Source organism: Pseudomonas sp. PB3P13, from assembly GCF_054897735.1.
Genome location: NZ_CM142702.1, coordinates 240,154 through 264,604, shown reverse-complemented (window position 1 = coordinate 264,604; position 24,451 = coordinate 240,154). Strand labels below are relative to the sequence as shown.

General features: G+C 59.8%; 24 protein-coding genes. 13 read left to right on the top strand and 11 right to left on the bottom strand.

The genetic code is table 11. From position 1 onward, the window contains the following. Positions 1-36 precede the first annotated feature (36 nt). Genes ACYZT1_RS01200 through ACYZT1_RS01180 form a run of 5 tightly spaced genes read left to right on the top strand, consistent with a single transcriptional unit; the run spans position 37 to position 3,945 of the window. Positions 37-777, top strand: a complete 741-nt coding sequence (locus ACYZT1_RS01200) for an SURF1 family protein (protein WP_462017294.1) — start codon at positions 37-39, stop codon at positions 775-777. Further along, a complete protein-coding gene (locus ACYZT1_RS01195) occupies positions 743-1,336 on the top strand; it encodes a hypothetical protein (RefSeq protein ID WP_462017293.1) in 594 nt (197 codons plus the stop codon). Before ACYZT1_RS01200 ends, ACYZT1_RS01195 begins: the two co-directional genes overlap by 35 nt. Positions 1,337-1,346: 10 nt before the next feature. Beyond that, a complete protein-coding gene (locus ACYZT1_RS01190) occupies positions 1,347-2,426 on the top strand; it encodes a COX15/CtaA family protein (RefSeq protein ID WP_462017292.1) in 1,080 nt (359 codons plus the stop codon). Next, positions 2,414-3,313: a heme o synthase gene (gene cyoE, locus ACYZT1_RS01185; protein ID WP_462017291.1), complete on the top strand. Its 900-nt coding sequence runs from the start codon at positions 2,414-2,416 to the stop codon at positions 3,311-3,313. Before ACYZT1_RS01190 ends, cyoE begins: the two co-directional genes overlap by 13 nt. Continuing rightward, entirely contained in the window at positions 3,310-3,945 is a 636-nt protein-coding gene (locus ACYZT1_RS01180; RefSeq protein WP_462017290.1) for an SCO family protein, read from the top strand. The genes cyoE and ACYZT1_RS01180 overlap by 4 nt, the downstream gene beginning before the upstream one ends. 90 nt (positions 3,946-4,035) lie before the next feature. On the opposite strand, the gene ACYZT1_RS01175 is transcribed toward ACYZT1_RS01180, so the two are convergent. The 3 genes from ACYZT1_RS01175 to ACYZT1_RS01165 form a co-directional block, all read right to left on the bottom strand. After that, positions 4,036-4,806 carry a MetQ/NlpA family ABC transporter substrate-binding protein gene (locus tag ACYZT1_RS01175; RefSeq protein WP_462017289.1) on the bottom strand — a complete coding sequence of 257 codons (771 nt, stop codon included), beginning with the start codon at positions 4,804-4,806 and terminating at the stop codon, positions 4,036-4,038. Between the two features lie 70 nt (positions 4,807-4,876). Continuing rightward, positions 4,877-5,551 (bottom strand): methionine ABC transporter permease, encoded by a 675-nt coding sequence (locus ACYZT1_RS01170; RefSeq protein WP_462017288.1) that lies wholly within the window; start codon positions 5,549-5,551, stop codon positions 4,877-4,879. Beyond that, complete coding sequence (locus tag ACYZT1_RS01165; RefSeq protein ID WP_462017287.1) at positions 5,551-6,558, bottom strand: methionine ABC transporter ATP-binding protein; 1,008 nt, start codon at positions 6,556-6,558, stop codon at positions 5,551-5,553. Before ACYZT1_RS01165 ends, ACYZT1_RS01170 begins: the two co-directional genes overlap by 1 nt. Before the next feature lie 239 nt (positions 6,559-6,797). Between ACYZT1_RS01165 and katE the strand changes: the two genes are divergently transcribed. Further along, positions 6,798-8,960: a catalase HPII gene (katE, locus tag ACYZT1_RS01160; protein WP_462019324.1), complete on the top strand. Its 2,163-nt coding sequence runs from the start codon at positions 6,798-6,800 to the stop codon at positions 8,958-8,960. A gap of 122 nt (positions 8,961-9,082) precedes the next feature. Here the strand turns inward: katE and ACYZT1_RS01155 are convergent, their stop codons facing one another. From ACYZT1_RS01155 to zur, 4 genes are read right to left on the bottom strand one after another with little or no spacing between them, the layout of a single operon-like run. Beyond that, positions 9,083-9,799, bottom strand: a complete 717-nt coding sequence (locus ACYZT1_RS01155; RefSeq protein WP_462017286.1) for a PA5502 family lipoprotein — start codon at positions 9,797-9,799, stop codon at positions 9,083-9,085. Between the two features lie 37 nt (positions 9,800-9,836). Next, the gene (gene znuB, locus ACYZT1_RS01150; protein ID WP_462017285.1) at positions 9,837-10,625 is read right to left on the bottom strand and encodes a zinc ABC transporter permease subunit ZnuB; all 789 of its coding nucleotides are present in this window, start codon (positions 10,623-10,625) and stop codon (positions 9,837-9,839) included. Then, complete coding sequence (znuC, locus tag ACYZT1_RS01145; RefSeq protein ID WP_462017284.1) at positions 10,618-11,403, bottom strand: zinc ABC transporter ATP-binding protein ZnuC; 786 nt, start codon at positions 11,401-11,403, stop codon at positions 10,618-10,620. The genes znuB and znuC overlap by 8 nt, the downstream gene beginning before the upstream one ends. Next, complete coding sequence (gene zur / locus ACYZT1_RS01140; protein ID WP_028619883.1) at positions 11,403-11,885, bottom strand: zinc uptake transcriptional repressor Zur; 483 nt, start codon at positions 11,883-11,885, stop codon at positions 11,403-11,405. Before zur ends, znuC begins: the two co-directional genes overlap by 1 nt. 66 nt (positions 11,886-11,951) lie before the next feature. Between zur and ACYZT1_RS01135 the strand changes: the two genes are divergently transcribed. After that, positions 11,952-12,872, top strand: coding sequence for a zinc ABC transporter substrate-binding protein (locus ACYZT1_RS01135; protein WP_462017283.1), 921 nt, complete (start codon positions 11,952-11,954; stop codon positions 12,870-12,872). Between the two features lie 100 nt (positions 12,873-12,972). Here ACYZT1_RS01135 and ACYZT1_RS01130 read toward each other — a convergent pair whose 3' ends face one another. Both ACYZT1_RS01130 and ACYZT1_RS01125 read right to left on the bottom strand, forming a co-directional pair. Continuing rightward, a complete protein-coding gene (locus tag ACYZT1_RS01130; protein ID WP_462017282.1) occupies positions 12,973-13,923 on the bottom strand; it encodes a homoserine kinase in 951 nt (316 codons plus the stop codon). A gap of 58 nt (positions 13,924-13,981) precedes the next feature. Continuing rightward, on the bottom strand, positions 13,982-14,272 hold the full coding sequence (locus ACYZT1_RS01125) for a DUF2782 domain-containing protein (RefSeq protein WP_462017281.1): 291 nt from the start codon (positions 14,270-14,272) through the stop codon (positions 13,982-13,984). 74 nt (positions 14,273-14,346) lie between these two features. Here ACYZT1_RS01125 and polA point away from each other — a divergent pair, with 74 nt between their 5' ends. Beyond that, the gene (polA, locus tag ACYZT1_RS01120) at positions 14,347-17,118 is read left to right on the top strand and encodes a DNA polymerase I (protein WP_462017280.1); all 2,772 of its coding nucleotides are present in this window, start codon (positions 14,347-14,349) and stop codon (positions 17,116-17,118) included. 341 nt (positions 17,119-17,459) lie between these two features. Here polA and yihA read toward each other — a convergent pair whose 3' ends face one another. Continuing rightward, the gene (gene yihA / locus ACYZT1_RS01115) at positions 17,460-18,104 is read right to left on the bottom strand and encodes a ribosome biogenesis GTP-binding protein YihA/YsxC (protein WP_462017279.1); all 645 of its coding nucleotides are present in this window, start codon (positions 18,102-18,104) and stop codon (positions 17,460-17,462) included. A gap of 191 nt (positions 18,105-18,295) precedes the next feature. On the opposite strand from yihA, the gene ACYZT1_RS01110 reads away from it, so the two are divergent. The 5 genes from ACYZT1_RS01110 (at position 18,296) to ACYZT1_RS01090 (ending at position 23,013) form a co-directional block, all read left to right on the top strand. Further along, the gene (locus tag ACYZT1_RS01110; protein ID WP_462017278.1) at positions 18,296-18,586 is read left to right on the top strand and encodes a c-type cytochrome; all 291 of its coding nucleotides are present in this window, start codon (positions 18,296-18,298) and stop codon (positions 18,584-18,586) included. Positions 18,587-18,632: 46 nt separating this feature from the next. Beyond that, positions 18,633-19,244 carry a c-type cytochrome gene (locus tag ACYZT1_RS01105; RefSeq protein WP_462017277.1) on the top strand — a complete coding sequence of 204 codons (612 nt, stop codon included), beginning with the start codon at positions 18,633-18,635 and terminating at the stop codon, positions 19,242-19,244. Between the two features lie 198 nt (positions 19,245-19,442). After that, positions 19,443-20,084 (top strand): thiol:disulfide interchange protein DsbA/DsbL, encoded by a 642-nt coding sequence (locus ACYZT1_RS01100; protein ID WP_462017276.1) that lies wholly within the window; start codon positions 19,443-19,445, stop codon positions 20,082-20,084. A gap of 14 nt (positions 20,085-20,098) precedes the next feature. Beyond that, positions 20,099-20,977 carry an endonuclease/exonuclease/phosphatase family protein gene (locus tag ACYZT1_RS01095; RefSeq protein WP_462017275.1) on the top strand — a complete coding sequence of 293 codons (879 nt, stop codon included), beginning with the start codon at positions 20,099-20,101 and terminating at the stop codon, positions 20,975-20,977. Then, positions 20,974-23,013, top strand: a complete 2,040-nt coding sequence (locus ACYZT1_RS01090; protein WP_462017274.1) for a GGDEF domain-containing protein — start codon at positions 20,974-20,976, stop codon at positions 23,011-23,013. Before ACYZT1_RS01095 ends, ACYZT1_RS01090 begins: the two co-directional genes overlap by 4 nt. A 2-nt stretch (positions 23,014-23,015) precedes the next feature. On the opposite strand, the gene pdxR is transcribed toward ACYZT1_RS01090, so the two are convergent. Then, positions 23,016-24,422, bottom strand: coding sequence for a MocR-like pyridoxine biosynthesis transcription factor PdxR (gene pdxR / locus ACYZT1_RS01085; protein ID WP_462017273.1), 1,407 nt, complete (start codon positions 24,420-24,422; stop codon positions 23,016-23,018). Positions 24,423-24,451: the final 29 nt, after the last annotated feature.

The following is a 24,451-nucleotide window of genomic DNA, read 5'->3' as shown; positions in this document are numbered from 1 at the left end:
TATAGCTATCGCGACCAACGACTTTCTGGCGACGTCATGAAGCGCTTTCGGCCGGGCGTCGTGCCGACCCTGGTGGTCGCGGTCCTGCTGCCCGTGATGGTGGCACTCGGTTGCTGGCAACTGAGCCGGGGTGCGGAAAAAACGGCGCTGCTGCACACCTATGCCGAACGCCAGGCAGCCGAACCGATGCCCGCCAACACGCTGCCGGGTCTTGAAGACCCGGCCTTTCGCCGCGTGCGTTTGCACGGTCAATTCGATGCTGCCCACAGTTTGTTGCTGGACAACCGTCAGCGTGGCGGCAAGGTCGGCGTGGAATTGCTGCAACCGTTTCAGGATCAGGCCACCGGGCTGTGGATACTGGTCAATCGCGGCTGGCTGCCATGGCCGGATCGGCGCACACCGCCGCCATTCAGCACGCCTGAACACGCCCTGAGTCTCGACGCCTGGGTTTACGTGCCCCCCGGCGCCACATTTCAGCTGCATGCCGACCCGCGCACCGACACCTGGCCGCAGCTGGTCACCGCCATCGAACCGGCCCGACTTTGGGCCACGCTCGACCGTGAAGGTTTTGCCCACGAATTACGCGCTGAACCCGGCGCGTTCACGTATCTGGCCGATTGGCCGGTCGTGGCCATGGGCCCGGAAAAACACCTCGCTTACGCCGTGCAATGGTTCGCCATGGCGATCGCCCTGCTCGGCCTCTATCTCTATCTCGGCTGGCATAACGCAAAGGAGAAACACCATGGGAGCGGCCATGAATCCACCCAGCATGTCTGAGGCGAAAACGCCGTTGAACCGGCGCAAGGGACGCCTGCAGTTATTGCTGATTCTGCTGGGCGTCGTCGGCCCGATGATCCTTGCCACCGGCATGTACAAGTTGCAGTTCTGGGTGCCGGAGGGCCGCAGCTATCACGGTGAACTGATCGGCAATGGCCAGACCCGCGCCGACCTCGGCGTGCAGGCGCAGGAAGCTCGATGGCAGTTGCTGGTGACCGCACCCAAAGGCTGTTCGGTGGACTGCCAGCAACTGGTTTATCTGGCGCGGCAAATCCAGATCGGCCTCGGTCGTGAAGCCGGGCGCGCCAGCCACGCGCTGGCTGCGGCGCAACCGCTGAGCACTGATTACGACGCCAAGCTGACGCGCGAATATCCGCAACTGCAGCGTTATCCACTGGACCTCACCACATTCAGCAAGGCCACGGGGGATCAGGCGATACCGCAGCTGTGGATCATCGACCCTCACGGCAATCTGGTGCTGCGCTACGACCCCACGGTCAAAGGCAAAGACCTGTTCAACGACCTGCGCCACCTGTTGAAACTGTCGAACATCGGATAAGGGCATCGTCATGGCCAAACCTGGATTTCGCCTCGCGCTGTTTGCCACACTGCTGGCATTGATTGTGGTGTTGCTCGGCGCTTATACCCGCCTGACCCACGCCGGCCTTGGCTGTCCGGACTGGCCCGGCTGCTATGGTTTTATCAGCGTGCCGAAAAGCGAAGCCCAGCTGGCCCATGCCGAATTGCATTTCCCGGACGCTCCGGTCGAGGCTCACAAGGGCTGGAACGAGATGATCCATCGCTATTTCGCCGGTACCCTCGGCCTGCTGATTGCGGTGCTGGCCGGGCGCGCATGGATGCATCGGCGTGATCCCGGCCAACCGGTGAAGTTGCCGTTGTTTCTGCTGGCGGTGGTGATCGCTCAAGCGGCGTTCGGCATGTGGACGGTGACGCTCAAGCTGTGGCCGCAAGTGGTCACTGGACACTTGCTCGGCGGTTTCGCAACGTTAAGCCTGTTGTTTCTGCTGACCTTGCGCCTGTCCGCCGTGCTACCGGCGCTCACCGTGCCCAGACGCTTGCAGCACTGGGCGACGGCCGCCCTGCTGCTGGTGATTGCGCAGATTGCCCTCGGCGGCTGGGTCAGCTCCAACTACGCGGCGGTGGCCTGCATCGACTTCCCGACCTGCCACGGCGAATGGCTGCCATCGGCCGACTTCGCCAACGGTTTCCACCTGACACAGCACATCGGTCCCAACTACCTCGGCGGGCAACTGGATAGCGATGCGCGCACGGCGATTCATCTGACTCACCGTGTCGGCGCGTTGCTGGTGACGCTGGTGCTACTCGGTCTGGCGTGGCAGCTGAAGGTGGTCGGCATGAGCCGTCTGGCCAAAATGGTCCTGATCGCCCTCGCCGTGCAGATCATGCTCGGTATCAGCAATGTGCTGTTCCATCTGCCGCTGCCGGTGGCGGTCGCCCACAACGCCGGTGGCGCCGCGCTGTTACTGACGATGGTGCTGGTCAATTATCACGCGCGAACCAGCCTGGTTCGGGTCAGGCAACAACGCTTTGCTCGCTGGCGGTTCAGCCCGCGTAAACACACGGCCGGGCCTATAACAATAAAAGGAGAAATGCCATGGCGACTCTGATTGGCGAACGTCACAGCCTGGCGATCTGGCGTGATTACCTGGAGCTCACCAAGCCGAAAGTCGTGGTGCTGATGCTGATCACTTCGCTGGTCGGCATGTTTCTGGCGACCCGCGCCGGGGTCCCCTGGACGGTGCTGGTCTTCGGCAATCTGGGGATTGCGCTGTGTGCGGGTGGTGCGGCGGCGGTCAATCATGTGGTCGACCGGCGCATCGATGCGGTCATGGCGCGCACGCATAAACGACCCTTGGCTGAAGGCCGGGTATCACCCGCCGCCGCGCTGACATTCGCGCTGGTATTGGCAGTGCTGGGTCAGGCCTTGCTGCTGACGTTTACCAACCCGCTGACCGCCTGGCTGACCCTTGCCTCATTGCTCGGTTACGCGGTGGTGTACACCGGGTTTCTCAAGCGCGCGACGCCGCAGAATATTGTCATCGGCGGCCTCGCCGGTGCCGCCCCGCCGCTGCTGGGCTGGACGGCTGCCACCGGTCATGTCAGCGCCGAACCGCTGTTGCTGGTGCTGATCATTTTCGCCTGGACCCCGCCGCACTTCTGGGCACTGGCCATCCATCGCAAAGAGGAATACGCCAAGGCCGACATTCCCATGCTGCCGGTCACCCATGGCGAGCACTACACCAAAGTGCACATTCTGCTTTATACCTTTGTCCTGTTGGCCGTAAGCCTGCTGCCTTACGTGATCCACATGAGCGGCATGCTCTACCTGGTCTGCGCACTGGCCCTGGGCGCGAGGTTTCTGCAATGGGCCATCGTGCTGTACCGTGGCACTCGGCCGCACGCGGCGATCAACACCTTCAAGTACTCTATCTACTACTTGTTCCTGCTGTTTATCGCGCTGCTCGTAGATCACTACCTACTGTTGAACCTATGACCCGAACCCAGAAAACCGTCTTCATCCTCGTCGCCCTGGTCGCACTCATCCTGGGCCTGACCATCAACAAAGTGCTGTCCGGCAAGGGTCAGGGCGATCCGACGGCACTGATCGATGCCGGGATTATCCTGTTGCCGCAAAGCCGCAACATGCCCGATGTGACGATGACCGATCAGGACGGCAAGCCGGTACTGGTCAACGAGTTGAAAGACAAGTGGAGCCTGCTGTTCTTCGGCTACACCTTCTGTCCGGACATCTGCCCGACCACCCTCGCGCAATTGCGCCAGATCAAGAGCGAATTGCCGGCAGACGTCAGGGACAAGCTGCAGATCATTCTGGTCAGCGTCGACCCAAACCGCGACACACCCAAGCAACTCAAGCAGTACCTGGGTTATTTCGATCCGCAGTTCATTGGCTTGACGCCGACCTCGATCGAAGACGTGCAAACATTCGCCAACGCAGTGAGCATCCCGTTTATCCCGGCGGACACCAGCAAGCCCAATTACACGGTAGATCACAGTGGCAACCTGGCAGTGATCGGCCCGGACGGGACGCAACGCGGGTTTATCCGGGCGCCGTTGAATAACCAGAAACTGGTGGCGCAGTTGCCGGTGATGCTCAAGCGCCAATGAGGCTGAGACCCATCTGTGGTGAGGCCACAAAATTTACGCATAAAAAATGGGGCGCAATCAATGCGCCCCATTTGTCGTTACCGCTTCAAATCAGAACGCCGGCACGACCGCGCCTTTGTACTTCTCGATAATGAACGCTTTGACTTCCGGGCTGTGCAGCGCAGCAATCAGCTTCTGCATGGCGGCGCTGTCCTTGTCTTCCGGGCGCGCCACGAGGATGTTCACGTACGGCGAATCGCTGCCTTCGATGACCAGTGCGTCCTTGGCCGGATCCAGCTTGGCTTCCAGCGCGTAGTTGGTGTTGATCAGCGCCAGGTCGACCTGGGTCAACACGCGAGGAATGGTCGCCGCTTCCAGTTCACGGAATTTCAGGTCTTTGGAGTTTTCGGTGATGTCCTTGACGGTCGACAGGATATCGTTTGAATTCTTCAACTTGATCAGGCCGGCCCGCGCCAGCAGCAACAGTGCGCGGCCGCCATTGGTGGCGTCATTGGGGATCACCACGTTGGCGCCGCCAGGCAATTGCGTCAGCGCCTTGTATTTGCTCGAGTAAGCGCCCAATGGCTCAAGGTGCACGCCGGCAACCGACACCAGGTTGGTGCCCTTGGCCTTGTTGAATTCATCGAGGTACGGCTGGTGCTGGAAGAAGTTGGCGTCGAGGCGCTTTTCGGCCACTTGCACGTTCGGCTGAATGTAGTCGGTGAAGACTTTCACCTTCAGGTCTACGCCTTCCTTGGCCAGAGCCGGTTTGACGAATTCGAGGATTTCCGCGTGCGGCACCGGGGTGGCCGCGACAGTCAACGTGTCGGCGTGAGCGGAAAAAGCTGCAACGGCAGCGAATGCAACGAGTAGTTTTTTCATTCAGCTAACTCCTTGTGGGCGCCATCCGGCGCCTGCCAGCGAATGGCCGGCGCATGCATTTCATTAAAACTTATTTACGTGAGAAGTGGACGACCAGCTTGTCACCCACGGTTTGCAGCACTTGCACCAATACCAGCAACAACACCACGGTAACGACCATCACGTCGGTCTGGAAACGCTGATAACCGAAGCGAATCGCGAGGTCACCCAGGCCACCTGCGCCGACCACACCGGCCATGGCCGTGTAGGACACCAGTGTAATGGCTGTCACCGTGATCGCCGCGAAGATGCCCGGGCGCGCTTCCGGCAACAGCGCATTGGTGATGATCTGGCGCGTGGTCGCGCCCATCGCCTGGGTCGCCTCGATAATGCCGCGATCGACTTCACGCAGGGCGGTTTCCACCAGTCGCGCAAAGAAAGGCGTGGCGCCTACCACCAGGGGCGGGATGGCGCCGGCTACACCGAGGGACGTGCCGGTGATCATCACGGTGAACGGAATCATCACGATCAAAAGAATGATGAAGGGCAGCGAACGCAGAATGTTCACCATCAGCGACAGCATCGCGTAGATGCCTTTGGCTTCGAGCAACTGCCGCGGGCTGCAGAGGAACAACAGCACGCCCAGAGGCAGGCCCAGCAAAACGGTGAACAACAGCGAACCGAACAGCATCAGCAGGGTGTCGCCGGTCGCCAGCCAGATTTCGAACCAGTCGATATTGGCAAAGAATGCAGTCAGGGCTTCCATCAGCGCAGCACCTCCATATGGACGTCGGCCGCGGTGAAGCGGGCAAAGGCCGCCTCCATGTCGCCGCCGGTGACCGCCAGGGTCAGTTGGCCGTAAGGCACGTCTTTGATGCGGTCGATGCGACCGGCGAGGATGCTGTAATCCACGCCGGTTTCGCGAGCGACGGTGCCGAGCAATGGCGCGTAGGTCGCTTCGCCCTGGAACGTCAGACGCACGATGCGGCCCGGTACATGAGCGAAATCATCGCGCTGTTCGCTTTCATCGATTTGCTCGCTTTCCTGCACGAAGCGCTTGGTGGTCGGGTGTTTAGGGTGCAGAAACACCTCTGCGACCGAGCCTTGCTCAACGATCACGCCAGCGTCCATTACGGCCACCTGATCGCAGACCCGGCGGATCACGTCCATCTCGTGAGTGATCAGCACGATGGTCAGTTTCAGCTCACGATTGATCTCGGCCAGCAGCTGCAGGACCGACGCAGTGGTCTGCGGGTCCAGTGCGCTGGTGGCTTCGTCGCACAACAGAATCTTTGGTTTGGTGGCCAGGGCGCGGGCGATGCCGACGCGTTGCTTCTGACCGCCGGACAATTGTGCCGGATACTTTTTGGCGTGGTCAGACAGGCCGACTCGCGCCAGCAGCTGCGCGACGCGCACATCAATTTCGCTGCGCGACAGCTCGCCGGCCAGGGTCAACGGCAATGCAACGTTGTCGGCCACGGTCTTGGAGGCCAACAAATTGAAGTGCTGGAAGATCATCCCGACCTGCTGACGGAAACGCCGCAGGCTGTTGGCGTCGAGCGCGGTGACTTCTTCGCCGTCGACGAAAATCTTGCCGCCGCTGGAGTTTTCCAGGCGATTGATCAGACGCAGCAGGGTACTTTTTCCCGCACCGGAATGACCGATCAGGCCGAAGACCTGACCGTTCTCAATCGACAGACTGGTCGGATGCAGGGCGGGAATATCCCTACCGGCGACGCGGTAGGTTTTGTGGACGTTTTGAAACTCGATCACGTAGCGAACCTTGTGGGGCGCGTTGGAAAAGGATCAGCGTTTAGCCGGGCGCGCATTTTAGCCTGTCCGTATAGAGGTTCTTAGCATTTATTTCGCATTGATCCTGTCATTTGGCAATAACGCGATCAAAGGTAAGAAAAAAGGAACGCCGCAAAAGCCCGTCAGTCACTAATAAAGCAACTCGCAACGCCCCCGGTGCCGCGACTGGGGAACGCCCAAACATCCTGGCTACGACGGGAATCGCAACGAGGAGTTTACGACTGATGAGTACGAACAAACCTGCCGCCCCAACAAGCGCGCTTGCCGGGACGAACACCCTGGACCGCAGCAACACCAATGCCAAGCTGGAAAGCCTGGAACAATTTCGCTCCGATGCAACCGAGCAGGCCCTGCGCACTAACCAGGGCGTGAAGATTGCGGATAACCAGAACACCCTGAAAGTGGGCGCTCGCGGCCCTTCGCTGCTGGAAGACTTCATCATGCGTGAAAAAATCACGCACTTTGACCATGAACGCATTCCTGAGCGCATCGTCCATGCTCGCGGTACCGGCGCTCATGGCTATTTTCAGAGCTACGACAATCATTCCGTACTGACCAAGGCCGGTTTCCTGCAGGACCCGGCGAAACAGACCCCGGTGTTCGTGCGTTTTTCCACAGTGCAGGGCCCGCGTGGCTCCGGCGATACCGTGCGCGACGTCCGCGGTTTTGCGGTGAAATTTTTCACCGACGAAGGCAACTTCGATCTGGTCGGCAACAACATGCCGGTGTTCTTCATTCAGGACGCCATCAAATTTCCCGACTTCGTGCACGCGGTAAAACCTGAACCGCACAACGAAATCCCCACCGGCGGCTCGGCTCACGATACGTTCTGGGATTTTGTCTCGCTGGTGCCGGAATCGGCGCACATGGTGATCTGGGCGATGTCCGACCGGGCGATCCCGAAAAGCCTGCGCAGCATGCAGGGCTTCGGCGTGCACACGTTCCGCCTCATCAACGCGGAGGGTAAATCCCGTTTCGTCAAATTCCACTGGCGCCCGTCTGCCGGGACCTGCTCGCTGGTCTGGGATGAAGCTCAGAAACTGGCCGGTAAAGACACCGATTACCACCGTCGCGATCTGTGGGAAGCGATCGAGATGGGCGATTATCCGGAATGGGAACTGGGCGTACAGATCGTCGAGGAGGAAAACGAACATTCCTTCGATTTCGACATTCTCGACCCGACCAAAATCATTCCCGAAGAAACCGTACCGATCACGCCCCTGGGCAAAATGGTGCTCAACCGTAACCCGGACAACTTCTTCGCTGAAGTCGAGCAAGTGGCTTTTTGCCCTGGTCATATCGTGCCGGGCATCGATTTCTCCAACGATCCGCTGCTGCAAGGTCGACTGTTTTCCTACACCGACACGCAGATCAGCCGACTCGGTGGGCCGAACTTCCATGAAATCCCGATCAACCGCCCAGTCGCACCGTTCCACAACGGTCAGCGGGATGGGTTGCATCGCACCACCATCGACAAGGGACGGGCTTCCTACGAGCCGAACTCCATCGACGGTGGCTGGCCGAAAGAGACCCCGCCTGCTGCACAGGATGGCGGCTTCGAATCGTATCCAGAGCGCATCGACGCGAACAAGATTCGTCAACGCAGCGAGTCGTTCGGCGATCACTTCTCGCAAGCCCGGCTGTTCTTCCACAGCATGAGCAAACACGAGCAGGAGCACATCATCGCGGCGTACAGCTTCGAGCTGGGCAAAGTCGAGCGTGAGTACATCCGCGCCCGTGAAGTGAATGAGATTCTCGCCAACATCGATCTGGAACTGGCAGCCCGCGTTGCGAAGAACCTTGGCCTGCCAGCGCCGAAAGCGGGCACCGTCGATGTACCGAAGACCTCTTTGGACCGTTCGCCGGCGCTGAGCCAGGTCAACCTGCTGCCGGGTGACATCAAGACCCGAAAAGTCGCGATTCTGGCGGCCAACGGTGTCGATAGTGCGGCAATTGATGCGATGAAAGCGGCGCTTAAAGCGGAAGGCGCGCATGCCAAATTGCTTGGCCCGACTTCAGCGCCGGTGACCACCGCTGACGGCAAATCGCTGGCAGTTGATGCGTCAACGGAAGGCCTGCCGTCCATTGCGTTCGATGCGGTGTTTGTACCGGGTGGCGCAGCGTCGATCAAGGCGTTGAGCGGTGATGGTGTCGCGTTGCACTACGTGCTCGAAGCCTACAAGCACTTGAAAGCAATTGCCCTGCACGGCGAGGCCAGGCAGTTGCTGGATGTGCTGAAACTGGAGGTCGACGCGGGGTTGCTGGTGGGGACGGATGCGAGCTTGATCAAACCGTTCTTTGCTGCCATTGCCCAGCATCGGGTCTGGGATCGCGAGCCGAAAGCCAAGGCTGTTCCGGCTTAAGGTTTTGCTGCGATAGCAAGGACGCTGTCGCGGGCACGCCCCCTCCCACTTTCAATCTGCGGTTCACACAATTCTGTGACCGACTGAGATCAATTGTGGGAGCGAGCTTGCTCGCGATGTTGTCAAGGCTTACGCGGACTCAATACCACCTGCGCCGGAATATTGCGTAACAACTGTTTCTCAAGATTCAGCTCAAACTCCGAATCCAGTTTTTTCACACGCTTGCTCAGCAACGTGGTCAACCAAGGGAAATCCTGGTTGCGCGGCGCCTGAATGCTCACGTCACACTCATAATTCACCACGTCGGCGGCAATAGCGTCCAACTGCCGGCGAAGCTTGGCCATATCGGTGAGATTCAAAGCCACCGTGGTACTTTCCGCCGTTGGATCGATCACCTTTGCGGGCGGTTTGGCTTCGGCCGCCTGAAGGGCAGCTTCAGCCTTTTCCAGCTCGGCCTTGCGTGCTTGCGCGATGGCTCCATTGACTCCGCCAGTCAAGGCCGGGGCTTTGGGCATCAACACCCGAGCGCGGCTTAACGCCGTGGCGGCCGCGTTCACGTCACCTTTCTGAAGGACGATCTGGCTACGCCGCAGATAGGCTTCAGCCAGTTGGCGCTGATATTGCTCCAGAGACTGGTCATTCGGTGACTCGGCCTGCAATGCGGCCAGTTGCCCTTCGGCGGTGGCCAACTCGCTGCTGGCCAGGCTTTGCTCAAGCTGTGCGATAGCCGTAGCCCGTGCGTCGGGGGCTTCGGTAGCCGCCGGCGGCGTGCTTTGACATGCACCCAGCAGCAGAGAAAATGCGACAAGGAGCAGATAACGGGAGGCGAACGGCTTCATTCCTGCGACTCTCTATTTGCGCAAAAAACGAGCAAGTCTACACCCCTCGACGGGGCAGAACAAAACTCAGCAGAAACAACGCGGCCGCCACCACTACAATCGATGGGCCCGCCGGAGTGTCCTTGAACCACGACAGGGCCAACCCGCCACACACCGCGAGCATGCCCAGCAGGCTCGCGCCCAGGGCCATCTGCTCCGGCGACCGGGCGTGACGCTGTGCCGCAGCCGCCGGGATGATCAACAGTGAAGTAATGAGCAATACCCCAACGATCTTCATCGCCACAGCGATCACCACCGCGATCAACAGCATCAGCGTCAGGCGCAACGCCGGCACCGGCAAGCCTTCTACTCTGGCCAATTCCTCATGGACGGTGATCGCCAGCAGCGGTCGCCACAACGCAATCAAGAGTCCCAAAACAGCCGCGCTGCCGCCGAGAATCCACGCCAGATCGGTTGGACTGATCGCCAGCAGGTCGCCGAACAGATAGGCCATCAGGTCGATCCGCACTTCGTGCATGAAGCTTAGTACCACCAAGCCCAAAGAGAGCGTGCTGGGTGCGAGAATTCCCAAAAGAGTGTCAGACGCCAGCGGCTGGCGCTGTTGCAATGTCACCAGCAATACCGCCAGGAGCAGACAGCCTACCGTCACCGCCACCGTCGGGCTGACGTCCAGCACAAAGCCCAGGGCCACGCCGAGTAACGCAGCATGCGAAAGGGTGTCGCCAAAATAAGCCATGCGTCGCCAGACCACGAACGATCCCAACGGGCCCGCGACCACCGCCAAAGACAGACCTGCAAGCAGGGCGTAGAGCAGAAAATCAGCCATGCTTGCAGCCATCTCCGTGAACGTGGGGTTGGGCCGTTGGGGCCGCAGTGACAACCGAGCCATGCAGATCGTGGGCATGATCGTGATGGTGGTGATAAATCGCCAGGCTTTGTGCGTTCTTTCCGAACAGCTCGACGAAAGCCGGATCGCCGCTGACTTGTTCGGGGTGTCCGGAGCAGCAAACGTGGCGATTGAGGCAGACCACCTGATCGGTAGTGCTCATCACCAGATGCAAATCGTGGGAAACCATCAATACGCCACAGCCGTGGCGGTCGCGCAAACGGGTGATCAGGCTGTACAGCTCGGCCTGACCGGCGACATCCACACCTTGCACAGGCTCATCGAGCACCAGCAGCTGCGGCTCGCGCAACAGCGCACGCGCCAGCAGCACCCGTTGCATTTCTCCGCCGGAAACACTTTGCACCGGGCTGTCGATCACGTGCTCGGCGCCGACTTCCTTGAGCGCTGCCAGGGCGCGATTGCGGTCGACACCCGGCACCAGACGCAGGAAACGCAAAACCGACAGCGGCAACGTCGGATCGACGTGAAGTTTTTGCGGCATGTAACCCACACGCAGCTTCGGCTTGCGCCAGACGCTGCCGTTGTCGGGCTTTAACAGGCCGAGTACGGCGCGCACCAGCGTGGTCTTGCCGGCGCCGTTGGGCCCGATCAGTGTGACGATCTGCCCGGGCTCGACACTCAGCTGAATATTGTCCAGCACGTTTTGCCCGGCAAACGTGACCGTGACCTGCTCGAGACGGATCAGCGCGTTGCTCATCAAGCCCCCTGGCAACCCGAGCAGAGCCCGACCACTTCAACGGTCTGGCTTTCAACAATGAAGCCGACATCCAGGGCGCTGCTGACGATCGCGTCGCTGATGGATTTCTGTTCCAGCTCAATGGCGGCGTGGCATTCGCGGCAAATCAGAAACTGGCCCTGATGCGCGTGTTCCGGATGATTGCAACCAACGAAGGCATTCAATGAAGAGATCCGATGAACCAGGCCATTTTCCAGGAGGAAATCCAGCGCACGGTAAACCGTCGGTGGGGCGGCGCGGCGCCCGTCCTGCTCGCTGAGCACAGCCAGAATGTCGTAGGCACCCAGCGGTTTGTGACTTTGCCAGACCAGTTCCAGCACCCGCCGTCGCAGGGCGGTCAGGCGCAGGCCTTGACGGGCGCACAAGGCATCGGCCTCCGACAAAGCGCTGTGAACGCAATGAGAATGGTCGTGGGGACGGCTGGCTATCGGAGTTTTTGGCATGGGCGGCGACGAGTTTTGTGAGAGACGTTATTATGTTACCCGTTCTCGCCTCTTCGAGTGGTCATCGTGTCCCGACTTTTTTCTGTCTTTGTCGCTTTTCTCGCAAGTTTCCTGTTGATCGGTTCGGCCCATGCCGACGTGAAGGTGCTGACCAGCATCAAGCCGCTGCAGCTGATTGCTGCGGCCGTGCAGGACGGTGTGGCGATACCGCAAGTGCTGCTGCCGCCCGGTGCATCGCCGCATAATTACGCGTTGCGCCCTTCCGACGTACGGAAGGTGCAATCGGTCGATCTGCTGTACTGGATTGGCCCGGACATGGAAGGCTTCATGCCGCGAGTGTTGAACGGCCGTACATCGCCAAGCGTGGCAGTGCAGACCCTTCCCGGGATGAAACTGCGCCGTTTCGCCGAAGACAGTCACTCCCACACTGAAGAAGCGGACGACCACGATCACGACCACCGCCCCGGCAGCCTGGACTCGCATTTGTGGTTATCACCCGTCAACGCTCGAGTGATCGCCGCAAAGATGGCCGCTGACCTCAGTGCCGCCGATCCCGCCAACGCGGCACGGTATCAAAGCAACCTGAAAGCATTCGGTGAGCGCCTGGATGCTCTGGATCTGCGTTTGAAGGCGCGTCTGGCGGGGATAGCCGGCAAGCCGTATTTCGTCTTCCATGAAGCGTTCGATTACTTCGAGGAAGCTTACGGGCTCAAGCACGCTGGCGTATTCAGCGTGGCCGCAGAGGTTCAACCTGGCGCCCAGCATGTAGCGGCGATGCGTACGCGATTGCAGGAAGTGGGCAAGACGTGTGTGTTCAGTGAACCGCCTCTGCGTCCGCGGCTGGCGGAAACGCTGGTGGCAGGTTTACCGGTGAAACTGGCGGAGCTGGACGCACTCGGCGGATACACGCCGGCGACTGCTCAGGGGTATGAGCAGCTGCTGGAGAAGTTGGGCAACGATCTGGCGGGGTGCCTGGAGTCGCTTTAAGTTTTCCAATACTTCCAAGCAGAACCATTGGGCACTATTTGGGGTTGCTCCGCATCCCAACGGGGCGGTGCGACGTTTCGCCAAGCCCCCTCGCCACAATTCAAAGGGCAAACGGCAGCGGTGTGCTGACTTTCTGCCGCTGCGCCAGACGCCGCTGAAATTCCATCGGGTCATGAATCAACACGTCCTGGCCGGCGAAAGATTGCGCCGCAATCAATCGCGACAACCAGAATCGCACGCAGGCTACGCGCAGCATGGTCGGCCACGACTCGGCCTCGGCCGCCGTGAACGGACGCAGTGAAGCGTACGCCCCCAGCAATGCCCTCGCTCGCGGCCCGTCGATGACGCCGTCATCGTCCGAACACCAGTCATTCAACGCAATGGCCACGTCGTACAACATCGGACCCGAGCAGGCATTGTAGAAATCGATCAAACCGGTCAGGTGCGTGCCTTCGAACATTGCGTTGTCGCGGAACAAATCGGCGTGAATATTGGCGCGTGGCAATCCCAGTATTTTCGCTTTCTGCTGGGCGATTTCTTCCAGCGCACGCTGCAGCAGGCCTCGCTGCTCATCATTGAGGTGCGACAGCAGTTGCGTGCCCTCTTCCTCCATCCAGTCCAGCCCGCGATCGGTTTTGCGCTTGATCATGTTGTCGCGGGTCGCCAGATGCAAATGACCCAGTAACTCGCCGACCTGAGCACAATGCTGCGCGTTGGCCTGCTTGATGTGCTTGCCGGCCAGGCGCGGCTGCAACAGGGCAGGCTTGCCGGCCAACTCGCGCAAGGCAACGCCGTCGGTGGTGCGCAACGCGTAAGGCACCGGCAAGTCGGCGCCGTGCAGCACGTCGAGCAGCTCGATGAAGAATGGCATCTCCTGCACCGGCCCGCGTTCCACCAGCGTCAGGACGAATTCGCCTTGCTCCAAGCTGATGAAAAAATTGGTGTTTTCGCTACCGGCAGCTATACCCTGAAAATCAAGCAGGCGGCCGAGCCCGTAAGGGACGAGAAAGGTTTCCAGCTCGGGCCGAGCCAGCGGGGTGAACACAGACATGATTGAACTGCCAGTACGGGCGCCGCTGTTTGAGCCAGCGCCGGTTTAAATTAAGAAACTATTTCCACTCGAAAATCTTCCACGACGGAATCAGCATATCCGGCTGGTCCGAGCGGATGAAGTTTGCATCGGTTCCGTCTGCACGCACCAGAAAGTATGACGGTGCCCCTTTGGGTGTGACCTTGATCGCATACAGGAAACCGTTTTGGCGGTATTCCTCAATAACCTTGTCCCCTTCCGTGCGGATCGTGACGTCAGGATCGGATGTCGGCGCATCGTCGGCAGCCATGACAGCCAGCGGTGCGATTGCAAACAAGCCAGCCAGCAGCAAGCGATTCAGTGTGCGCATGATAACCTTGTCCCTTTGTCGTCAACGGTCCCGCTATTCTAGCGCCGGACCCGCCGAAAAGGTTGATCGTGCTCATGAGCCAAGCCCCCCTCGTCCTGGTGGACGGTTCTTCTTACCTCTATCGCGCCTTTCATGCGCTGCCACCGCTGACCACATCCCGAGGCCTGCCGACCGGTGCGGTCAAGGGCGTGTTGAACATGCTCAAGAGTCTGCGCAAGCAGTACCCCGACAGCCCGTTCGCCGTGGTGTTCGACGCCAAGGGTGGGACATTTCGCGATGACATGTACGCCCAATACAAAGCCAACCGTCCGAGCATGCCCGACGACATGCGCGTCCAGATCGAGCCGCTGCACCAGAGCGTGAAGGCCTTGGGCTTCCCGCTGCTGTGCGTCGATGGCGTCGAGGCCGATGATGTGATCGGCACCCTGGCCCGCAGCAGCGCGGCGTCCGACCGTCCGGTGGTTATCTCCACGGGCGACAAAGACATGGCGCAACTGGTCGACGGGCACATTACCTTGGTCAACACCATGACCGGTAGCGCGCTGGACGTCGAAGGCGTGAAAGAGAAATTCGGCGTCGCTCCCGAGCAGATCATCGATTATCTGGCGCTGATGGGCGATTCTTCCGACAACATCCCGGGCGTTCCAGGCATCGGGCCAAAGACCGCGTCCGGCCTGCTGATGGGCGTCAACGGTGGCTTGAAAGAGCTGTATGCGCAGCTCGATAGAGTACCGACGCTGCCTATTCGTGGCGCGAAAACCCTGCCGGCCAAGCTTGAAGAACACCGGGAGATGGCCTTCCTGTCCTATCAACTGGCGACGATCAAAATCGACGTGCCGCTGGATATCGGCCTCGATGACCTGCAGATGGGTCAACCGGATCACGACAAACTCGCCGAGCTCTACGCGCTGCTGGAATTCAAGAGCTGGTCCGACGAGAACCAGCGCGACGCCAAACGCTCCGGTCAGGAAATTGTCGAGGTCGCGGAGGCGCAACCGGCGGACGCTGTCGAAACCCGCTACGAAACCATCCTCGATCAAGCGCGCTTCGACGTCTGGCTGAACAAGCTCGACAAGGCGCCGCTGATCGCCATCGTCACCGAAACCAACGGTATCGATGCGCAACACGCGCAATTGGTGGGGCTGGCGTTTTCCGTTGCAGCCAACGAAGCCGCCTACATTCCGCTGACGCATTCCTATATGGGCGTGCCGGATCAACTGGACCGTGACAGCGTGCTGCGGGCCCTCAAACCGCTGCTGGAAAACCCGCAGAAGCTGAAAGTCGGCCAGCACGCCAAATTCGAAATCAACATCCTCGCCAACTGCGCGATCGGCGGTGATCAGGGCAACGGGATCATTGTTCAGGGCATTGCATACGACACGATGCTCGAGTCCTACGTACTCGACTCGACCGCTACGCGGCACGACATGGACAGCCTGGCACTGAAATACCTGGGCCAGAGCAAAACCGACCTTCAGGACATCGCCGGCAAGGGTGTTAAACAGCTGAGCTTCGACCAGATTTCCCTGGAACTGGCCGGTCCTTACGCGGCTGAAGATGCCGATGTCACCTTCCGTCTGCATCTGGCCTTGCAGGAAAAACTCGCGGCCACGCCGAGCCTTGCCAACGTGCTCAACGAAATCGAAATGCCATTGATGCCTGTACTGGCGCGAATCGAACGCCAGGGTGCGCTGGTCGATGCCAACCTGCTGGGCATCCAGAGCGTCGAATTGGGCGAGAAACTGGTGGCGCTCGAGCGCGAGGCGTTCGCCATCGCCGGCGAGGAATTCAACCTCGGCTCACCGAAGCAATTGGGCGTGATTCTTTACGAAAAACTGGGCTTGCCGGTGCTCAGCAAAACCGCCAAAGGCCAGGCTTCCACGGCCGAAGCGGTGTTGGCCGAGTTGGCCGAGCAGGATTATCCGCTGCCAAAAGTGCTGATGCAGTACCGTTCGCTGAGCAAGCTGAAAAGCACGTACACCGACCGCCTGCCAGAACAGATCAACACCCGCACCGGCCGTATCCACACGACTTATCAACAGGCCGTCGCCGCCACGGGGCGCTTGTCGTCGATCGATCCCAACCTGCAGAACATCCCTATCCGCACCGCTGAAGGCCGCCGGATTCGTCAGGCGTTCGTCGCGCCAAAAGGCTACAAACTGTTGGCCGCCGACTATTCGCAGATCGAACTGCGGATCATGGCACACCTGGCCAAGGACGAAGGTTTGCTGCACGCCTTCCGTAACGACCTCGATGTGCATCGCGCCACCGCCGCAGAGGTGTTCGGGGTTGAGCTGGCGGATGTCACCACGGATCAGCGCCGCAGTGCCAAGGCGATCAACTTCGGTTTGATCTACGGCATGAGCGCTTTTGGTCTGGCCAAGCAGATTGGTGTGGATCGCAAGCAATCCCAGGCGTATATCGACCGTTACTTTGCTCGCTATCCGGGCGTGCTGGAATATATGGAGCGCACCCGCGCGCAAGCGGCCGAGCAGGGTTTCGTTGAAACCATCTTCGGTCGCCGCCTGTACCTGCCGGAAATCAATGCGAAGAACCCGGCATTGCGCAAAGGCGCCGAACGCACGGCAATTAACGCACCGATGCAAGGCACAGCGGCGGACATCATCAAGAAAGCCATGGTCGCGGTGGATGACTGGCTGACTTCATCTGGACTTGACGCCAAAGTCATCCTGCAGGTGCACGATGAATTGGTCCTTGAAGTCCGCGAAGACCTGGTCGACAAGGTTCGGGAAGACATTCGTCAGTACATGAGCCAGGCGGCGAAGCTCGATGTGCCGCTGCTGGTCGACGTGGGCGTGGGCAACAACTGGGATGAGGCTCACTAGCCCCTTGTGGGGCCGAGCTTGCTCGCGATTAATGAGAGAACCCTGCCGAGGGTCAGGGATTTCAGCATTGTCGTTTTGAAACATCACGAGCAAGCTCGCTCCCACAGGGATACGACCAACTCAGGAGTCGATCCGTTTTATTTCAAATGGTTTTGGATCCGCCGAGGAACTAAACCTGTGAACCCCTACTCATAGCAACTGAATGGCTGGTGAAGCCGTTCTATGCTCCTATGTTGTGTTAAGTGTTGGCAGATATCCGGACCCCGCCCTAGCGGTCCGGAGTTTGAGCCCCGGAACTTCCCCCTCCCCACAAGAAGTCCGGGGTTTTTTTTGCCTGCGATTTACTGTTCAACGGGCTCCGCGCCTTTATCCGCCAACGCCATCCAGCCTGCCAGTACCGTGTAGGCATCTTCCAGGCCCAAGCGTTTTGGCGCCGAGAACAGCTGGATGCTGATCGCATCGCCCCAACCTTTACGGATCTCGGCCTGAACCTTGAGCAGCACGTTTTTTGCTGCGCCGTAGGTCAGCTTGTCCGCTTTGGTCAGCAGAATGTGCATCGGCATGCCGCTGGCGACCGCCCAATCAAGCATCAGCAGGTCGAAATCGGTCATTGGATGACGGATGTCCATCATCAGGATCAGCCCTTTCAGACTCTCGCGCCCACCCAGATATGCTTCCAGGTGACGCTGCCAGTGCAACTTCAACGGAATAGGTACTTTCGCGTAACCGTAACCCGGCAGGTCGACCAGACGACGATCATCGTCTAGCTTGAAGAAGTTCAAGAGCTGCGTGCGGCCCGGGGTTTTCGAGGTCCGCGCCAGGCTGGCGTGGGTCAGGGTGTTCAAAGCGCTGGATTTACCAGCATTGGAACGGCCGGCGAAAGCCACTTCAAAGCCTTCGTCGTCGGGGCATTGATCGACTTTGGCAGCACTGAGCATGAAGGTGGACTGTTGGCACAGGCCGAGGATGGGATTCTTGAGTTGCATGGGATTTCCGATGTGGGCGGCGCCGGGAATGGACGCAGCAAGCGGTGTCGTTTCCGTTTCAGTGACGCCAGTATATAATGCCGCAGATTTTGTGTGCGCTTTGTCCCAGCGTAGGATGAGGTTCACGAGAGCGATTGACCTTGATTGCGCATTAGAACGCAGAACGCTCTCAACCCTGAAAAGGTCGTTTTATGACGAAATGGCTGCTAGCTGCCGGTGTCTTGATGCCGCTTTACAGCGCTCAGGCTACACAGGATCCGGAAGCTGTGTACAACCGTGTTTGTGGTGCCTGTCATTCCGGCCAACTACCCATGGCGCCGAAAAAGGGCGACCGGGAAGCCTGGACGCCAAGACTGGCGAAAGGTATGGAGACGCTGGTGCAACACGTGACCCAGGGTTTCAAGGCGATGCCGCCGCGTGGTTTGTGCATGGACTGCAGTGCCGAGGATTACCAGGCCATCATCCAGTGGATGAGCGAGTGATCCCGGTCCATAACTCTTTAACCCTTAGCCGTAGTTGGATTAGCTGATGAACAAATTGATCGTGAGTCTGCTGTTGACCGTGGGGATCTCGGGCGTAGCCCATGCTGCAGGTGATGCAACTGCTGGCCAGGCGAAAGCCGCAGTATGTGGCGCCTGTCATGGCCCGGATGGCAATAGCATGGCGCCTAACTTTCCGAAACTGGCAGGCCAGGGCGAGCGTTATCTGAACAAGCAGCTGCATGACATCAAGTCGGGCAAACGTGTGGTCCTTGAAATGACCGGCCTGCTGACCAACATGAGCGATCAGGACCTGGCGGATATGTCTGCCTACTTCGCCAGCCAGAAAGGCAGCGTTGGCGCCGCCGACCCGAAAATCGTGGCTCGGGGTGAAGCATTGTTCCGCGGTGGGGACCTGGCCAAGGGTCTGCCAGCCTGCACCGGTTGCCACTCGCCAAAAGGCGAAGGCAACGCTCCGGCAGGCTTCCCGCACCTGGGCGGCCAGCATGCCCAGTACATCGCCAAGCAACTGACCGACTTCCGCAAGGAAGAAGGCGGTCGTAACAACGACGGCGATACCAAAACCATGCAGACCATCGCCAAGCGCCTGAGCGACGAAGATATCGCTGCGGTGTCCAGCTACATTCAGGGCCTGCACTAGGACTGGCAATCGAGCGTCAAGCGGGAGGTACACCTGCTGCAACGTTAACGCTCGATTAATCCGTCGCAGCAAGTATAAAAAGGGTGGCTCAGGCTGCCCTTTTTTGTGGCCGCTGCCGTTACACTACAGAACTCAAGCCCGCCATGACCTGTCTGAAAACAGGTCGCGCGAGGCGACCCCATTGTCCAGGAGTAAAGCATGCGTAATCTGATCATCAGCGCCGCACTCGTCGCTGCCAGCCTGTTCGGCATGACTGCCCAAGCCGCCGAAGCACCCGCTGCACCTTACGTTGAACTGACCAACCCGGTTCCGGTTGCAGTGCCAGGCAAGATCGAAGTCGTGGAGCTGTTCTGGTATGGCTGCCCGCATTGCTACAAATTCGAGCCAGTGATCAATCCCTGGGTCGAAAAACTGCCCGCAGACGTGAATTTTCGCCGTATCCCGGCCATGTTCGGCGGCCCATGGGACGCCCACGGGCAAATGTTCCTGACTCTTGAATCGATGGGTGTAGAACACAACGTTCACGCTGCGGTATTCAAGGCAATTCAGGAAGAACACAAAAAACTGGCCACCGCGGAAGAAATGGCTGAATTTCTCGCCACTCAAGGCGTAGACAAGGACAAATTCCTCGCCACGTTCAACTCCTTCGCCATCAAGGGCCAGGTTGTTCAAGCTCGCGAACTGGCCAAGAAATACCAGGTCACCGGTGTGCCTACCATGGTCGTCAACGGTAAATACCGTTTTGACATCGGCTCCGCCGGCGGCGCCGAACAAGCCCTGCAGCTGGCCGACAAACTGGTCGATCAAGAGCGGGCGGCAACCAAGGCTGCTGCCAACTAAGCGCGGCGACCGCCATGCGCCGCTGGAAAAATGAACGCGTCGTTGGCCTGCATGATCCACGGGTCAACGAGCATCATCTGGAATCGACGGGCCTGCCCGCAGACAGCCGTCTGCGTTTGCTCAGTTTCAACATCCAGGTGGGCATCAGTACCGAACGCTATCGGCATTACCTGACCCGGGGCTGGCAACATCTGTTGCCGCACATCGGGCGGGCCGACAACCTGCAAAAGATCGGCAACCTGCTGGGCGACTTCGATCTGGTCGCCTTGCAGGAGGCCGATGGCGGCAGCCTGCGATCAGGCTACGTCAACCAGGTCGAGCATCTGGCCCAATTGGGCGCCTTCCCTTACTGGTATCAACAACTCAATCGCAATCTCGGACGTCTCGGCCAGCACAGTAATGGCGTGCTGAGCCGCCTGCGTCCGTGGGCGATCGAAGATCATCCGCTACCGGGGCCAAAAGGTCGCGGGGCCATTCTGGTGCGATTCGGCGAAGGCCCGGAAGCGCTGGTGGTGGTCATGATGCACCTTGCACTTGGCGCACGTACGCGCAGCATGCAGCTGGCGTATATCCGCGAGTTGATCAGCGGTTACAGGCATCAGGTGTTGATGGGTGACATGAACACCCACGCCAGTGATCTGCTGCAAAATTCGCCGTTGCGTGACCTTGGCCTGATCGCACCACAACTGGAGGCCACCTTCCCCAGCTGGCGTCCGCAGCGCTGCCTGGACCATATTCTGCTGAGCCCGACGCTGACCCTTGAAAAGGTCGAAGTGCTCGCACATCCCATTTCCGATCACCTGCCGGTCGCGGTAGAGATTCGTCTGCCGGGTTCGCTCACGGCTGATGCATTCCCCGCGTTGAGTCCTGCCCATCGCGGAACCCTTGAATGAGCGACGAAGCACAGCGCTGGAAAGAGAAATACCTCAAAAGCATCGAACAACAGGAAAAGCTTGAGCGGCGCTGGGAGGTTCGGCTCGACCTGTTGCGTCGCGGGCTGGTTCGCAGCACCCTCGCAGCCGAAGGCACGGACCGCGCAGTCGATCAATGCATGAAGGAAATGCGCGACGTCATCCGCACCGATGACATGGACGCCGGCCTGGCCGCCCTGCTCCCCCGGCTGGAAAAAGCCGTCCTCGATTCCGAACAACGTCGCGAAACCCGCGTCAGTCAGACCAGCGCCGCGCTGTCTGCGCTGGTAACGCAGTTGCAGACGTTACCGTTGCCCCGCGAAGTCAGCCGGCCCCTGAAAAGTTTCGCCAAGCAACTGGACGAACGCGTCAGCCACGCCCGCGAGATTCCGCTATTGCTCAGCGAACTCAGCGGCTTGCAGGGCAAGGCGTTGAGTCGGGTGGAGCCCCCCGCAGAACCCGAGCGCCCGGGTTTATTGCAGCGATTGTTCGGCAGTCGGGATGCGGATGAAATGGCGCCGCAGACGGCCCTCGCTACCAGCTTGGCTCCTGAGCCTCTGCCTGTTGAAGCGATCGACGCCCCGGCTCCGCAACCATCGCCAGCACTCGTTGAACCTGCCGATTCCACCGATAAACCCCTGGCACTGCCGGTTGTGGCCGCCTTCGTCGAATCAGTGGCACCTGGTACACCTGCGCCCGTCGAAACCGCCGCGTTCGCCCCCGCTGTCGAAGAGCTGCAACCGGCACATACCGCGCAAAACCAGCGCCAACCCGATAGGGCTCCAACAGTACCTGCGGACATCGCCCCGCCGCTGCAAGTCCTGCCAAGCGACAATCCAGACGAACTGGCGGTGGCGCTGTATCTCGACCGCTTACCCCTGCCACCGGCCATGGCCCAAGCGCTGGCGGCCATCGATCCAGAGCAGGCGGAACAGGACATTCTCTACGCACTGCCGGATTCGCCCGAGCCGTCTTACAGTTCGGTCGCCAAACACATTGAAGAGACGTTGCTTGGTTTGCTCGACGATCTGTCGCTGCCGGAACGGCACCGGCCGCAAGCCGAAGCCATGCGCGATCGCTTGCAAAACGGCCTGAACTGGTACGAACTGCTGCCGATTCTCGACGATCTGGCCACCCTGATGCTTGCCATTACCGACAGCGGCCAGCATGAATTCGAAGCGTATCTGCAACAACTCAACGAACGTCTGGAAGCCTTCCAGAGCAACCTGCGAGCCGCCAGCGATGGCCATGCGGACAGCCGCTCTGCGGCGCGCCAGATGGACACGCAGATTCGTGAACAGGTCGACGGACTGCAAAGCAGCATGCAGGAGGCCGCCGATCTGGAAGGACTCAAGCATGTGCTGGAGAATCATCTGGAAGGCTTGCTCGGCACGATGGACCAACACCGCCAGCAACGCGACGAGCGCGAGCAGGAAGTGGCGGCCCGTCTGCAAGGGCTTGCCGAGCGCGTCGCCCATATGGAGCACGAAGCCATGGGTTACCGCGAGCACCTCGAAGAACAGCGTCAAAAAGCCTTGATCGACCCCCTGACCGGGTTGCCTAACCGCGCCGCCTGGGGCGAGCGGCTCGAGCAGGAAATCAGTCAATGGCAGCAACACGGCAACACGCTTCTGCTGGCCATACTCGACCTCGACCACTTCAAGCGCATCAACGACAACTACGGCCATCTTGCCGGCGACAAGGTGTTGAAGATCATTGCCAGCGTGTTGCGCAAACGCCTGCGCGCGACGGACTTCATTGCGCGTTTCGGCGGAGAAGAATTTGTCCTGCTGTTGCCTGCAACCGTTCCGGCCACGGGCGTGAAGCTTCTCGAAAATCTGCGAGCCTCGATTGAAGCCTGCCCTTTCCACTTCAAGGGTGAGCCAGTCACTATCACCCTCTCGATGGGATTAACCGCTTTCAAGCCGGGGGAACACAGTGATGTTGTGCTCAAAAGAGCCGATCAGGCCCTTTATCGAGCGAAACACGCCGGCAGAAACCGCGTCGAATCGGGCTGACCTCAAGTGTTCCAGACTTGAGCCAATCGAAGCGCCACCGTCGACGCCTGTTCGGCACTGGCGATGTTAGTGAAGCCGAGAAGCAGACCATGCGCAGGGTTGGCTTCCAGGTACCACTGTGACAGCGGTTCGACGGCGATGCCTACGGTCCGGGCACGCTGGGCGAACGCGATATCGTCCCCTTCAGTAAGGCCGGCGACCAAGTGCATGCCACCTGCTTGAGGGTTTATCTGCAGGCGATCGGCGAACTGTTGATGCAACGCTTCGACCAGCCATTGACGGCGGTGGGCGTAGAGGCTGCGCATTTTCTTTAAATGGCGCGCGAAGTGACCCTTGTTCAGGAATGCGCTGACGGTCGCTTGAAGAAGGTAAGGGCAGTGATTATGCAGACGATCCGCTTGGCGAGCGAATGCTTGAGTCTGTTCGGCGGGCACCACCAGATAAGCCAGTCGCAGCCCTGGGAAGAGAACTTTGCTGAACGTGCCGGTATAAAGCACTCTGCCCTGATGGTCGAGGCTTTTGAGGGCTGGCAAGGGTTTGCCCTGGTAGCGGTATTCACTGTCGTAATCATCCTCAATGATCCAGCTCCCTTGGCGGTTTGCCCAGTCCAGCAGTGCCAACCGGCGTGGCAGTGACAGCGACACGCCCAGAGGGCTTTGGTGGGTCGGCGTGACCACGGCGAAACGCGCATCCGGAGCGCGGGCGATGCCTTGCGCGACGTCCATGCCTTGATCGTCCACTGGAACGGGCACCAACTGTGTGCCCGCTTCCAACAAGGCATTCCTGGCCATGAAGTAGCCGGGTTCTTCCATCCAGCATTTTTCGCCCGGGCGCATCAACGTGTGGCTGATCAGGTCGAGGCAGGCCCGATAGCCTGCGCACACGAAAATCTGATCGGGGTGGCAGGCGATACCCCTGGAAATCCCCAAGTAGGACGCGATCGCTGCGCGCAACGGTGCATAGCCTCGCGAGTCCGGGTAGATAAGGCCTTCCAGGCCTGTCTGTCGCAGTTGACGGCCTGCCAGTCTTGTCCAGAGTTTGCGTGGAAAGGCATCCAGCGCGGGAAGACCCATTTGCAGCGCTAGCGGCAGCGTTCCGAAATGGGTGGCTTGGTACGTCGCGCAAGCCGCTGGAGCGCGATGTATGGACGAAGATACAAGCGTCAGGTGCGGTGTCACAATCGTCCCGGCTGCCCCGCGTGCAATCAAATAACCCTCGCCGATCAGCAACTGATAGGCCGCTTCCACGGTTCCGCGCGCCAGGTTTAGTTCCGCCGCCAGCGCGCGAACGGCAGGCACCCGATCTCCCGGGCTCAGGCGTCCATCAGCAATGGACTCACGAAACCTCTGATAAAGCTGGCGATAGATCGGCGCAGACTGGAGGCGGTCTACTTCGAAAGGAACCATCATGGCCTGGTCGTTTACGCAACTTTTGGTCC